Origin of the sequence: Streptomyces sp. MMG1533 (genome assembly GCF_001279775.1) — a bacterium.
In the GTDB taxonomy this organism is placed as follows: domain Bacteria; phylum Actinomycetota; class Actinomycetes; order Streptomycetales; family Streptomycetaceae; genus Streptomyces.
This window is the reverse complement of sequence record NZ_LGDG01000260.1, coordinates 40,915-53,452: the sequence shown is the minus strand read 5'-3', so window position 1 is coordinate 53,452 and position 12,538 is coordinate 40,915. Positions and strand designations below refer to the sequence as shown.

Genomic DNA, 12,538 nt, shown 5'->3' with positions numbered 1-12,538 from the left:
CTCGCCCGGGTGATCTCGCCGGGTGGCTACACGTCCAGGTCCACCACGACCGGCGCGTGGTCCGACGCGCCCTTGCCCTTGCGCTCCTCGCGGTCCACGTACGCGTCGGTGACGGCCTTGGCGAACGGCTCGTTGCCGTACACCAGGTCGATGCGCATGCCGCGGTTCTTGGGGAAGCAGAGCTGGCGGTAGTCCCAGTACGTGAAGGGGTGCTCGTACTTCAACGGCCGCGGGACCACGTCGGACAGGCCCGCCTCGCGCAGGGAGGTCAGGGCGGCGCGCTCGGCGGGGGTGACGTGGGTGAGGCCCTCGAAGGCGGCCACGTCGTACACGTCGTCGTCCGTCGGGGCCACGTTGTAGTCGCCCAGGACGGCGAAGGGGCGGCTGCCCGCCGCGTCACCGGCGACGGCCGCCTTCAGGGCCTCGAACCACTGGAGCTTGTAGGCGTAATGGGGGTGGTCGACCTCACGGCCGTTCGGCACGTACACCGACCAGACGCGGACCGGGCCGCAGGTCGCGGAGATGGCGCGGGGCTCGGGGGCGCCGTCGAAGCCGGGGTCGCCCGCCAGTCCCTTGACCACGTCCTTGAGGCCGACGCGGGAGAGCACCGCCACGCCGTTCCACCGGCCGGTGGCGTGCACCGCCGCCTCGTAGCCCAGCTCGCGCAGCTGGTCGAGCGGGAACTGCTCCTCGGCGACCTTGGCCTCCTGGAGGCACAGCACGTCGGTGCCGCTGCTCTCCAGCCAGGCCAGGAGCCTCGGCAGGCGGGCGGTGATCGAGTTCACGTTCCAGGTCGCGATGCGCATGCCTGACAACTTACCGGGCGGGTCCGACAACGCGGCCCGCCCGGGGTCCGTCACACCTCGGCCGAGTCCCCCGGCGTCAGCCGCTGGTGGTCCGTGCCGCCGAGGGCGCCGATCTGGTTGTCGTAGATCGGGCGGGCGAGGTCGGTGAGCAGGGCGTCGTGGATGTCGTACGCGCGCTGCGGCTTGACCTCGCGGACGTAGTCGATGACCTCGGAGATCTTGCTCCACGGGGCCATCACCGGGAGCATCAGCGTGTCGACCGCGTGGTCGGGGACGGTGAGGGCGTCGCCGGGATGGAAGACCCTGCCGTCGTCGACGAGGTACCCGACGTTGGTGATGCGCGGGATGTCCGGGTGGATCACGGCGTGCAGTTCGCCGTGGACCTGGACGTCGAAGCCGGCGGCGGTGAAGGTGTCGCCGTGGCCGACGGTGTGGACGCGGCCCGGGAAGGCGGCGGAGATCTTCTCCGCGACCGACCTGAGGGTCCAGATCTCGGCGGCCGGGTTGGCGTCCATGGCGGCCCGCAGCCGCTCCTCGTTGAAGTGGTCGGGGTGCTCGTGCGTGACGAGGATGGCGTCCGCGCCGACCGCGGCGTCCGCCTCGCTGAATCCACCGGGATCGAGGACGAGCGTGCGCCCGTCCTTTTCGAGGCGGACGCAGGCGTGCGACTTCTTCGTGAGCTTCATGGGATCCATCCTGCCCCCCGGGCGCCGTACGGGGCTCACTCGGTCGGGGTCGTCTCCTCGCGGATGACCTGCTGGGCCACCTTGAAGGCGCTGTTCGCCGCCGGTACGCCGCAGTAGACGGCCGCCTGCAGCAGCACTTCCTTGATCTCGGCCGGGGTGAGGCCGTTGCGCAGAGCGGCGCGGGTGTGGAAGGCGAGCTCCTCCAGGTGGCCGCCGGCGACCAGGGCGGTGAGGGTGACACAGCTGCGGGAGCGCCGGTCCAGGCCGGGCCGGTCCCAGATCTCGCCCCAGGCGTAGCGGGTGATGAACTCCTGGAAGTCACCCGAGAACTCGTCGGCCTGTGCCAGCGCCCGGTCGACGTGCGCGTCCCCGAGCACCTCTCGGCGGACCTTGAGGCCGGCGTCGTACGGGTCCGGGCGTCCCATGACCTGGGGTTCCACGGCCGCCGCGGCGATCTCGGCGCGGGGCGCGGGCTGCGGCGGCGCGGCGGACAGGACCGGCTTGACCGGGGACGCCACGATCGCCGCCATCTGGCCGGTGGTCGAGTCGAAGGCGGGCTGCCAGGCGGTGGAGAAGTGCCGCACCAGGAGGTCGGTGACGGCGGCGGGCTGTTCGACGGGCACCAGGTGGGAGGCGCCGGGGACGACGGCGAGCCGGGCGTCCGGGATGCCCGCGACCAGGGTGCGGGCCTCGGCGGGGCCGGTTACCTGGTCGTCCGAGCCGACGAGGACGAGGGTCGGGACGCCGACGCGGGCGAGCTCGGGCCGTACGTCGAACGAGGCGAGCGCCTCGCAGGCCGCGATGTAACAGCCGGGGTCGGTGGTGCGCACCATCTGCACGGCCCACTCGGTGATCGCGGGCTGCGCGGCGGCGAATCCGCCGGTGAACCAGCGGTCGGGGGACGACCGGGCGATGGGATCGAGGCCGTTCGTACGCACTATCACCCCTCTCTGTCTGAACTCGTCGGCCGTGCCGAAGCGCGGCGAGGCCGCGATCAACGCGAGCGAGGCGACGCGCTCGGGGTGGCGCAGGGCCAGCTCGATTCCGACCGCGCCGCCGAGGGCGCAGCCCGCGTAGCCGAAGCGCTGCACGCCGAGCCCGTCGAGCGTGGCCAGCAGCCGGGCGCTGAGGTCGGCGACGGAGCCCGCCGGGTACGCGGGCGCGCCGCCGTGCCCGGGCAGGTCGAACCGGAAGACACGCCACTGCTTGGTCAGCTCGGGGACCTGCCGGTCCCACATGTGCCACGTTGTACCCAGTGAGGGACCCAAGATCAGGACAGGTGCGTCTTCCGGCCCGTCAAAGCGGTATTGAAGGGTGTTGGTCTGTGCGTCGCTCACCCGACTTACGCTCCCACATCTCACGATTTCTCACGCACTTGGGTCGGATCCCCATGCAAGCAATCCCACGTTGTGGCAGCCTCGCGAAGATCCTCTGCATCTGGCTTCACATCCACCGCTCGGTGGTGGCCACGTTGGTGTGTCCGGCCCACCGAGCAAGGATGTGGTCCGGCACCCCGTAGTTGGCCAGGAACGTGAGACACGCTGCGCGTGCATCGTACAGACGCGCCCTACGAAGCTTCAGGAGCTCCATGAGCCGGTACGTCCGCCGACGGAGTTGCTTGAAATTGCGGGCCTCCCCCGGCTGCCGGACGCGGCCGTGACAGTGACGACAATCCTCAAGCCGGCCGGCTTTCCTTTCCGCCGGAGTAGTCATGGAAGCCGCGGCCCGTCTTCCGGCCGAGGAGACCCGCGTCGACCATGCGCAGGAGGAGGGACGGCGCGGCATGCAGCGGTTCCTTGTGCTCGGCGTACATGGAGTCCGCGATCGCCTTGAGGGTGTCCAGGCCGATCAGGTCGGCAAGGCGCAGGGGGCCCATGGGGTGGGCACAGCCGAGCACCATGCCGTTGTCGATGTCGTCGGCGGAGGCGAGGCCCGACTCCAGCATGCGGATCGCCGACAAGAGGTAGGGCACCAGGAGAGAGTTGACGACGAATCCGGCCCGGTCCTTGGCGTGGATGACCTGCTTGCCGAGAGCCCGGCCGACGAACTCCCGCGCACGATCGCGGGTTCGGTCACTGGTCAGCAGGGACGGGACCAGCTCGACGAGGTCCAGTACCGGAACCGGGTTGAAGAAGTGCACGCCGATCACCTGCCGTGCGCGTCCGGTCGCCGTGCCGAGTTTCATGATGGGGATGGAGGAGGTGTTGGAGGCGAGGATCGCGTCCGGTCGGGCGACCACCTTGTCGAGTGCCGCGAAGATCTCGATCTTCGCCTGTTCGTCCTCGGCCACCGCTTCGATCACGATGTCGCGGTCGGCGAGGTCGGCCAGGTCGGTGGTGAAACCGATCCGGCGGAGGGACGTAGCGCTGTCCGCCGGGGCGAGTCTGCCGCCGCGTACCGCGTGTGCCAGGGACTTGGTGACTCTGTCACGGCCCGCCTCGACCGCCTCGGGGCCGGTTTCGCTGACGAGGACGTCGAGGCCCGCGCGGGCGCAGACCTCGGCTATGCCGCTGCCCATGAGTCCCGCTCCGACGACGCCCACGCGGTGGATGGGCTCGGGGGCCGTGCCGTTCGGGACGGCGTCGGAGGGGGTGCCTGACTGCTGTGTGGACATGAGTACCTCTCCATGGTGTCTGGTCCGGCCGGGCTCAGCCCCGCAGCAGGCTCCGCTGCAACTTGCCGGTGGCGGTGCGCGGCAGACGGTCCCGGACTTCGAGCCGGCGTGGGATCTTGTGGCGGGTGAGGGAGGCGGACAGGAACTTCTGAATGCCTTCCAGGGAGCAGTCCGCGCCCTCGGCGGGTACGACGATGGCGGTGACGACCTCTCCCCAGACGGGATCGGGCGTTCCGACGACCGCCGCTTCGTCCACGCAGGGGCACGCCGCCAGCGCTTCCTCCACCTCCGTGGGATCCACGTTCTCCCCGCCGGTGATGATCGTGTCCTTGATCCTGCCGACCACCACCAGGCGGCCCTCGGGGTCCAGGTAGCCCCGGTCACCCCCGTGGAACCAGCCGCCGGCGTCGCGGGCCGCCGCCGAGTCCTCCGGCAGGCCCAGGTATCCGGCAGCCACGCTGGGGCTCCGAACGACGATCTCTCCCGTCGTGCCGTGCGGTACGGGGCGGTTGTCGGGGTCGACGATCCGGACCTCGGCCAGCGGGGCGGCGAGTCCCGCCTCGCCGGAGCAGCCCGGGCCGTCGCGCGGGTCGCGGTAGGTGACGCCGGCGGCGGTCTCGGTGAGACCGTAGGAGCTGAGGACCGGGATGCCACGGCGGTGGAACACCCCGGCGACCGGCGCCGGTGCCGCGGCGCCTCCGCTGAGGATCCAGCGCAGCGAGGACAGGTCCGCTGCGGCGAAGCCCGGGTGCCGTGCGATCAGGGCGAGCATCGCCGGTACGGCGAAGGTCACGCTGACCCGGTGCCGCCGTACGGTCGTCAGGAAGCCGTCGACGGAGAAAGCGGGCTCCAGGATGACGGTTCCGCCCTTGGCCCAGGTGTATGAGCCCACGCCGCTCAGTACGGCGATGTGGAAGACGGGTGTGGTGATGAGTGTGACGTCGTCCCGGGCCAGGTCCAGGCCCAGGAGTCCGTTGACGCAGCTCCAGAACACGTTGCCGTGGGTGAGGAGCACGCCCTTCGGGCGGCCGGAGGTGCCGGAGGTGTAGGCGATGAGGGCGAGGTCGTCCTCCCCCACAGGGGCCGGAGTGTCGTCGCCCGGTTCCTCAGCCGCCGTGTCGGGGGTCCGGCTCAGTACGGAGTATCCGTCGGGTGGTTCCTCGTCCAGGCACAGACGGGTGACGTCCGGCGGTACGGTGCCGTCCTCGGCGAGTACGGCGGCGCAGGCGGCGTCCGTGACCAGGAAGGCCGCCCCCGAGTCCGTCAGCAGGTAGGCGATCTCGGGAGGCGTGGCCGCCCCGTTGACCGGGACGAACACGCCTCCGATGCGGGCCGTGGCGTACATCAGGACGAAGACCTCGGGGCGCGAGGCACCCACGTAGGCGACGACGCTGTCCGGCCCGGCACCGTGCCGGCGCAACTGCCGCGCGGTGGTCACGATCCAGTCCCGCAGTTGCCCGTAGGTCCATGCGCGGTCGCCGAACACGAGCGCCGTGCGGTCGGGGTGCAACTGGGCGCGGCGTTCCAGCAGATGGCCCAGGCGGAACATAGGGCGTGGTCGGGTCGGGCCGGTCATGGCGTCGGTCCTTTCAGGCGTGGCGGCCGGTGGCGCCGGTTCTGCTTCGGGTGTCGGGGTCGTCGGTGCGGGTGACCGTGGGGGCGTGCGGTCTGTCAGGCATCGGCCGGCTCCGCGGTGACGGGCGTGTCCGGCCGGTGCCCCTTGATCAGGACCACGGTGACCACCGCCGCCGCGACCGCGCACAGTCCGACGATCAGGTAGCCGAGTGAGTAGGCGTTGCCCAGGGCCTGGAAGGCGGTGTCCTTGAGCGGGTTGAAGGGCACGGTCGATCCGTCGGGCAGGGCGACGGTCTCGGGGACGGCGTTCGCGCCGAGGGGGCCGGAGTTGACGGCCGCGATGGCGCCCTCCACGGTCTCCCGCTGCCCGTCCGGGGCGGTCGCCGCCGAGGCGTTGAAGGTGTTCAGGGCATGGCCGAGGGCCGGGTCCGACGCGACCTTGTCGCTGATCTCGTGCGCCGCCCGGCTGAGGGCGATGGCACCCACGACGGCCGGGCCGAGGGTGAACCCGAAGTCGCGCAGCAGGCTGGTCCAGCCGGCGGCCATGCCCGCCAGGTCGTGCGGCACGGTGTTGATCACCACGGCGGTGACCGCGGACAGCACGAACGCCACGCCGGCGCCGGCCACGACGAGCGGAGCGACGAGGGGGGTGACGGACTGGTGGCCGATCGGTATCGAGGCCATCCAGAAGTCGCCCGCCCCGAGGAGCAGAAGACCACCGCCGAGGACCCACTTCGGGTCGTACCGCTCGATGAGGCGGGAGGCGATGGGCACCTGGATCAGGGCCGAGACGCCGTTGAAGACGATGAACGCGAGGGAGGCCTTCAGGGGGGTGAAGCCCTGGATGGCGGTGAGGCGGATGCTGGTCACATAGCCGGTGCCGAGGTAGCAGAACATGCCGACAACCGTGACGATCGCCGCGACGGTGAAGTTGCGGTTGGCGAACAGGCCGAGTTGGAGCAGCGGGGACGCCGAGCGGCGTTCGGCGAGGACGAAGGCGACCAGGAAGACGGCGGCCACGACGAACCCGCCGATGACCTCGATGCTGCCCCATCCGCTCGTGGGTCCCTGGATGACGGCGAACAGCAGGGCGACGGCGGCGACGGCGATCGTGATCTGCCCCGGCCAGTCGAGGGAACGGTCCGCGGGCGACTTCGAGTCCTGGGCCAGGACGAGGGCGAGCACGGCCGAGACGGCGGCGAGTACGACGACGACGAGGAACGCCCACCGCCAGCCGGAGTTGTGCCACGAGCCGAACTGCGATTGCGCGGTCAGGCCGCAGGCCAGGGGCGACAGCACGCTGCCCATGGACAGCGCGGCCGCCCAGACGGAGATGGAACGCGCTCGGGCGCGCGGCGTGTGGGTGCCCGCGGCGATCATCGCCAGCGTCGTCGGGATCACGGCGGCCGCGCCGATACCGGCGATGATCTGGCCGGTCCACAGCACGGTCAGCCGGGTCACGTGGTCGGCCTCGGGGCCCGGCGTCAGCACGCAGACGACGAACCCGACCGCCACCAGCACCGAACCGCCGACCAGCAGCCGGCGCCGTCCGAACATGTCACCGAGCAGACCGAAGGTCAGCTCCAGGACCGTGACGGGGACGAGGAAGGCGTCGGTGATCCAGGTCAGCTCGGAGGACGAGGTGTGGAAGTCCTGCTGGAACAGGCCGTTCAGGCCGGCGGGCACGGTCAGGGCGAACTGGGCCATGAAGACGCAGAGCGCCGCCGCGATGAGCGTGCCCCGTGCCAGTGTGTCGATGCCGAGTGCCTGCTCGTTCTTCTGCTGCACCGTCGAGGAGGCGGTCTTCGCTGTCGATGAGGCGGTCGGGAAGCCGGCGCCGCTTCCGACGCCGGTGTCGGATCTGGCCATACGTGGGTCCTTCCGAGGTGATGCGTGACGTGACCTGTCGGTGAGGGGGGTGGCGGTACCTGTCGGTAAGGGGGTGGCGGTCGAGCTGTCAGCGCCCGGAGGCGGGTGAGATGACGAAGTTGCTGAACCCTCCGTGGCGGGAACCCACGTTGTTGATCGCGGCGTTCACCTCGTCGAGCGGGTAGACGTGGTGGCGCAGGGGCGAGAGGTCGAGCAGGCCCGACGCGACCATGTCGGCCATGTCCTGCCCCTCGCCGGGCGTGAACCAGACGGATCCGCGGACGACCTGGTCCATGTCCATCATTCGGTGCAGGTCGAGGGGCACCTCCCCGGCGACCGCGCCGATGTTGACGGCGATGCCTCCGCGGGCCAGCGCACGCACACCCTGCTGAAGGGTTTCGTGGGGTGCGCCCGGCCCGAGGGCGTCGACGAAGGCGTCCACCCCGGCACCGCCGGTCTCCGCTGCGATCCACTCGTCCACCGGACCGTCGTGCAGGGAGTGCAGGCGCACCTGTCCCGGGGCGAGCTTGTCGATCTCCGCGAGCAGTTCGCGGTCGCGGCCGGTGCCGTACAGCGTCGTGATGCCCATGGCCGGGGCCAGCAGGGCCGCGGCGATGCCGAGGGTGCCGGTGATGCCGTTGACCAGGACGCTGCGCCCGGGGCCGGCGGCGGCCTTGCGGAGCGCCGAGTACATGGTGCCCAGGTAGCCGAAGCGGGCTGCAGCCTCGAAGGACAGGGAGTCGGGGATACGGACGAGCGACGAAGCGGGCGCGATCATCTTCTCCGCGAGGCCGCCTTGGTAGCGGTCGAGCAGCCGGACCGAGGTGGCCGAGAAACCGAAGTAGCCGGCGAAGGCGTAGCTCGCGCAGTGCACGATCCTGCCGTTGCGGCAGGCGCGGCACGCGCCGCACGTGCGACCCGGGTTGACGTACACGCGGTCGCCGACCTCGACGCCCTCGACCCCGTCGCCGACCTCCTCGACGACGCCGGCGGGGTCGAGCCCGAACACGGCAGGGAGGGAGGGCAGGGGGTTGAGCGGGAACCAAGTCGTCCAGTTGCTCAGGATGTTGGCCAGGTTGGGTACGATGTTCACGGCGTGCACGGCCACCCGGACGTCGCCGGGGCCGGGCGCCGGTACGGGAATCCGCTCGATCTTCATCGGCTCGCCGACGTTGTGCATTCGCGCTGCGCGCATGGTCGAGGTCATGGCCTCTCCTCAAGAGGGCGGAGTTGTCTCCGGGTACGGCAGGGCCGAGCACTGGGTGGGTACTGGGGGTGCTGTCGGCCGCTGCCGCCGCGGTCTTCCGGTGGCTCCACGGGCGGCCCCTGGGGCCAGGTGACGGCGAGGGGCCGTCAACGCTGTGCCAAGGGCGCGTGAGAGTGGGCGAACCCGGCCGCGTGGCGTGAGGTGCGGGCGGCAAGCGCGTCTGCGTCTCACCGGACGTCAGGACCACGGGCGGGTTCTTACGCGTACGGGCTCGTGAGGGGCCGGGCGACGATGCGTCTTCCGCCGTACCGGGGTCGTCCCGCCGACCCCGGTGACGGTGGTCCTGCGCCGCGCCGCGCGGGCCCGGTCTCACGACCGCCCGGTCAGCGGTATGCGGCGAGGCCGGTGACGGACTCGCCGACGACCAGGGTGTGGATCTCCTCGGTGCCCTCGTAGGTGAGCACCGTCTCCAGGTTGTTGGCGTGCCGCAGCACCGGGTACTCGGTGGTGATGCCGTTGGCGCCGAGGATGGTGCGGGCGTCGCGCGCGATGTCGAGGGCGGCGCGGACGTTGGCGAGCTTGCCCAGGCTGACGTGCTCGGGGCGCAGCTGACCGGCGTCCTTGAGCTTGCTCAGGCGTAGGGCGAGCAACTGGGAGTGCACGAGGCCGACCTGCATTCCGGCGAGCTTTCGCTGGGTGAGCTGGAAGCCGCCCAGGGGCCGCCCGAACTGCTCGCGGGTGGTGGAGTAGTCCAGGGCCGACAGGTAGCAGGTGCGGGCCGCGCCGACGACACCGCACAGGATGCCGAAGCGCGCTTCGGACAGGCAGGACAGCGGCCCGCGCAGCCCGGTGACGCCCGGGAGGACTGCCGAGGACGGCAACCGCACGTCCTCCAGGTGCAGTTCGGCGGTGACGGACGCGCGCAGCGACAGCTTGCTGTGGATCTCGCTCGTCGTGAAGCCGGGGGTGCCCTTGGGGACGAGGAAGCCGCGGATGCCGTCCTCGGCGCGGGCCCAGACGACGGCCACGTCGGCGATCGAGCCGTTGGTGATCCACATCTTGGTGCCGTTGAGGATCCAGTCGTCACCGTCGCGCTTGGCGACGGTGCGCATGCCGCCGGGGTCGGATCCCTGGTCGGGTTCGGTGAGCCCGAAGCAGCCGACCGCCTCACCGGAGGCGAGCCTGGGCAGCCACTCCTGCTTCTGTTCCTCCGAGCCGTAACGGTGGATCGGGAACATCACGAGGGAACCCTGCACGGACACGAAACTGCGCAGTCCGCTGTCGGCGGCTTCCAGTTCGCGGCAGGCGACACCGTAGGCGGCGGCACTCGCGCCCGCGCAGCCATAGCCGTCCAGGTGCATGCCGAGCAAGCCCAACTTGCCAATTTCAGGAGCGAGTTCATCAGTCGGGAAGGTGCCCGACTCGAACCAGCCGACCACGTGGTCACTCACGCGGTCACGGACGAAGGCGGCGACGGTGTCACGGATGAGGCGTTCGTCGCCGTCGAGTTCACTGTCCAGGTCGAGGGCGTCGACGGGGTTGAGGTGGGGCATCAGGAGTTCCTCCGGGCACCGATGAGAACGAAGAGCAGGGTTGCGGGTGAGGTGGAGCGGTTGCGCCAGGCGTGCCGGGTGCCGTTCTGCACGACGACGTCGCCCGGGGCGAGGGTGACCTCGTTGCCGTCGTCGAGTTCGAGGACGATCTCTCCCTGGAGGAGGACGCCGTAGTCGACGGTGTCGGTGGTGTGCATGCCGGGGTGGTCCGGCTCGAACAGTTCGGCCAGGCCGGGGCTGGTGCGCAGGCGTTCGGCGACGGCCGCGGCCGGGTCGTGGTCCTCGCTCGCGTAGACCGTGTCCGGCGGGATGACCAGGTGGATCACGCGGGTGGCGCCGGGCTCGGGGACGTACGAGGTGACGGCGGGCGTCGGGTCGGTGCCGTCGAAGGGCACGGTGGGCTGGGCGGGGGTGGCCCAGACGAGTGACGAGACGAAGCCCGGGGTGTGCTGGAGTGCGTGGGTGCGGGGCGGTCGTCCGTCCTCGACGACGGCGGCTTTGCCGTCCGCCGTCGGGCCGGTGACGATTCTCCGTGGCATGGTGCGGCTCCTCGGAAGGGGAGGTGCGAGGTGGGGCGCCGGAGATCGGGCGGGCCGGGCTGCGGCACACGCCTCGTGGGCTCCGGACCGGACAGGCGGGCAGGGGCGGCCCTTGAGACGCCGTACTGCTCGGGCTGTTGACGATGTGACCTGCTGCCCGGGATGCCGGGAGGGGGGCCGACTCGCCGGCCCTGGGACAGCGGGAAATGCGAGCGCCGTGACTCTGGAACTTCCGGGGAACGACGGGTCCTAGACGGGGCGCTCCTGGTTGACCATCCTGTCGAGCAGGATCACCAGTCGGGAGACCTCTTCGTCGTCGAGGACGGCCATCCAGGCGTGCTCCCGGGCGGTCTGCCCCTCGATCGCCTGGTGCAGCAGGTCCAGACCGGCCGATGTCAGCGAGACCCGGACGACCCGGCGGTCGTCGCGCTCGCGCCGCCGCTCGACGAGCCCGCGCTCCTCAAGGGTGTTGAGGGCACTTGAGACGCTCGCCCGGGATGTGCCCGAGATGCGGGCGATCTCCCGCTGCTCCAGATCGCCGAAGATCCACAGCGTGTTCATGATCCGGAACCCGGCCCAGGTCATCCCCAGCGGCCGGTGTACGGCACCTTCGAAGTCCTGGACCAGACGGGCGACCAGCCGGGTGAGGTGGGTGACCACTTCGACTCCGCGGATCTGGCGCTCGGTGTGCCCCAACTCCTTGTGGTGTGCCCGCACCTTGGCGGCGAACTCACGGGAGCGCGGATGAACGACGGGGTCACCGGGGACATCCGGCACGGACGGGGCTCCCTTCAGGAGGTGGCGCGGACAGCGCCCGGCAGTATCAGCGGCTGATCGGATTGCGCATCGTACCGACCCCCGCGACCTGGGTCGTCAGCGTCATCCCGGGCTCCAGGTAGAGCCTCGGCGTGCGCCGGACCCCGCAGCCGGCCGGGGTGCCGGTGAAGACCAGGTCGCCCGGCTCCAGGGTCACGTACCGCGACAGCCAGGAGACCAGTTCGGGGACGCTGAAGATCAGGTCGCAGGTGCGGCCACGCTGGACCTCCAGGTCGTCGACCCAGCCCACGACCTCGATGTCGTCCGGGTCGTCGAACTCGTCGACGGTCGACATCAGCGGCCCGCACGGGCTGAAGGTGTCATAGGACTTGGCGAAGGTGAACTGGTTCAGCGGCTTGCGCCACTGCTCCTTGCGGTCGGTGACGTCCTGCCCGGCGGCCACGCCCGCGATGCCCTGCCAGACGTCCGCCGGTTCCACCGCGCGCATCGTCCGCCCGATCACCACCACGACCTCGGCCTCGAAGTCGACCTTGTCGATGCCCACGGGCACGACGACCGGGGCGTACGGGCCGGTCAGCGAGCTGGTGAACTTGGCGAAGATACCGGGCTGTTCGGGGATCGGCATGCCCGACTCCTCGGCGTGGCCCCGGTAGTTGAGCGCCACCCCCAGGATCTTCCCGGCGCGCGGCGAGACCGGGCCGAGCTGCTTCTCGTCGTACTGGATCAGATCGGCGTCGGTCGCCGCCTCCGCGAGGCGGCGCAGTTCGGCGTGGTTGGCCAGGTCGTACAGCACGGCAGGGTCGGGGCCGAGCGCCCCGTTGCTGGCCTTCTCCACATCGAGGGCGCGGTCGCCGACGATGATGGTGGCGCGGCCGGCGAGATTGGCAAGCTGCATGGTCGTTCCTCCTGGGA

11 protein-coding genes are annotated in these 12,538 nt (G+C 70.8%); all 11 read right to left on the bottom strand.

Features of this window, described 5'->3' with window-relative positions; genetic code table 11:
- Positions 1-26: 26 nt before the first annotated feature.
- Positions 27-806 (bottom strand): exodeoxyribonuclease III, encoded by a 780-nt coding sequence (locus ADK57_RS38580; protein WP_053754356.1) that lies wholly within the window; start codon positions 804-806, stop codon positions 27-29.
- A 50-nt stretch (positions 807-856) separates the two neighbouring features.
- Entirely contained in the window at positions 857-1,492 is a 636-nt protein-coding gene (locus ADK57_RS38575; RefSeq protein ID WP_053754355.1) for an MBL fold metallo-hydrolase, read from the bottom strand.
- A 35-nt stretch (positions 1,493-1,527) separates the two neighbouring features.
- Positions 1,528-2,829 carry a 4-carboxymuconolactone decarboxylase gene (gene pcaC, locus ADK57_RS38570; RefSeq protein WP_053754354.1) on the bottom strand — a complete coding sequence of 434 codons (1,302 nt, stop codon included), beginning with the start codon at positions 2,827-2,829 and terminating at the stop codon, positions 1,528-1,530.
- Positions 2,830-3,167: 338 nt separating this feature from the next.
- Positions 3,168-4,010, bottom strand: coding sequence for a 3-hydroxybutyryl-CoA dehydrogenase (locus ADK57_RS38565; protein ID WP_053754461.1), 843 nt, complete (start codon positions 4,008-4,010; stop codon positions 3,168-3,170).
- Positions 4,011-4,140: 130 nt separating this feature from the next.
- Positions 4,141-5,682: a class I adenylate-forming enzyme family protein gene (locus tag ADK57_RS38560; RefSeq protein ID WP_078973568.1), complete on the bottom strand. Its 1,542-nt coding sequence runs from the start codon at positions 5,680-5,682 to the stop codon at positions 4,141-4,143.
- 95 nt (positions 5,683-5,777) lie between these two features.
- A complete protein-coding gene (locus ADK57_RS38555; protein WP_078973567.1) occupies positions 5,778-7,550 on the bottom strand; it encodes an MFS transporter in 1,773 nt (590 codons plus the stop codon).
- A gap of 88 nt (positions 7,551-7,638) precedes the next feature.
- Positions 7,639-8,757, bottom strand: coding sequence for an alcohol dehydrogenase catalytic domain-containing protein (locus ADK57_RS38550; protein ID WP_107091750.1), 1,119 nt, complete (start codon positions 8,755-8,757; stop codon positions 7,639-7,641).
- Positions 8,758-9,140: 383 nt separating this feature from the next.
- A complete protein-coding gene (locus ADK57_RS38545; protein WP_053754351.1) occupies positions 9,141-10,310 on the bottom strand; it encodes an acyl-CoA dehydrogenase family protein in 1,170 nt (389 codons plus the stop codon).
- The gene (locus ADK57_RS38540; RefSeq protein ID WP_053754350.1) at positions 10,310-10,849 is read right to left on the bottom strand and encodes a cupin domain-containing protein; all 540 of its coding nucleotides are present in this window, start codon (positions 10,847-10,849) and stop codon (positions 10,310-10,312) included. Before ADK57_RS38540 ends, ADK57_RS38545 begins: the two co-directional genes overlap by 1 nt.
- A gap of 249 nt (positions 10,850-11,098) precedes the next feature.
- Positions 11,099-11,626 (bottom strand): MarR family winged helix-turn-helix transcriptional regulator, encoded by a 528-nt coding sequence (locus ADK57_RS38535; RefSeq protein ID WP_053754349.1) that lies wholly within the window; start codon positions 11,624-11,626, stop codon positions 11,099-11,101.
- 46 nt (positions 11,627-11,672) lie between these two features.
- Positions 11,673-12,521: a fumarylacetoacetate hydrolase family protein gene (locus ADK57_RS38530; protein ID WP_053754348.1), complete on the bottom strand. Its 849-nt coding sequence runs from the start codon at positions 12,519-12,521 to the stop codon at positions 11,673-11,675.
- Positions 12,522-12,538 lie beyond the last annotated feature (17 nt).

Bases quoted from the DNA above. Each gene is read 5' to 3' on its own strand.
- ADK57_RS38580 (WP_053754356.1), bottom strand. From the start codon at position 806: ATGCGCATCGCGACCTGGAACGTGAACTCGATCACCGCCCGCCTGCCG.
- ADK57_RS38575 (WP_053754355.1), bottom strand. From the start codon at position 1,492: ATGAAGCTCACGAAGAAGTCGCACGCCTGCGTCCGCCTCGAAAAGGAC.
- ADK57_RS38540 (WP_053754350.1), bottom strand. From the start codon at position 10,849: ATGCCACGGAGAATCGTCACCGGCCCGACGGCGGACGGCAAAGCCGCC.
- ADK57_RS38550 (WP_107091750.1), bottom strand. From the start codon at position 8,757: ATGACCTCGACCATGCGCGCAGCGCGAATGCACAACGTCGGCGAGCCG.
- ADK57_RS38555 (WP_078973567.1), bottom strand. From the start codon at position 7,550: ATGGCCAGATCCGACACCGGCGTCGGAAGCGGCGCCGGCTTCCCGACC.
- ADK57_RS38560 (WP_078973568.1), bottom strand. From the start codon at position 5,682: ATGACCGGCCCGACCCGACCACGCCCTATGTTCCGCCTGGGCCATCTG.
- ADK57_RS38545 (WP_053754351.1), bottom strand. From the start codon at position 10,310: ATGCCCCACCTCAACCCCGTCGACGCCCTCGACCTGGACAGTGAACTC.
- ADK57_RS38530 (WP_053754348.1), bottom strand. From the start codon at position 12,521: ATGCAGCTTGCCAATCTCGCCGGCCGCGCCACCATCATCGTCGGCGAC.
- ADK57_RS38565 (WP_053754461.1), bottom strand. From the start codon at position 4,010: ATGGGCAGCGGCATAGCCGAGGTCTGCGCCCGCGCGGGCCTCGACGTC.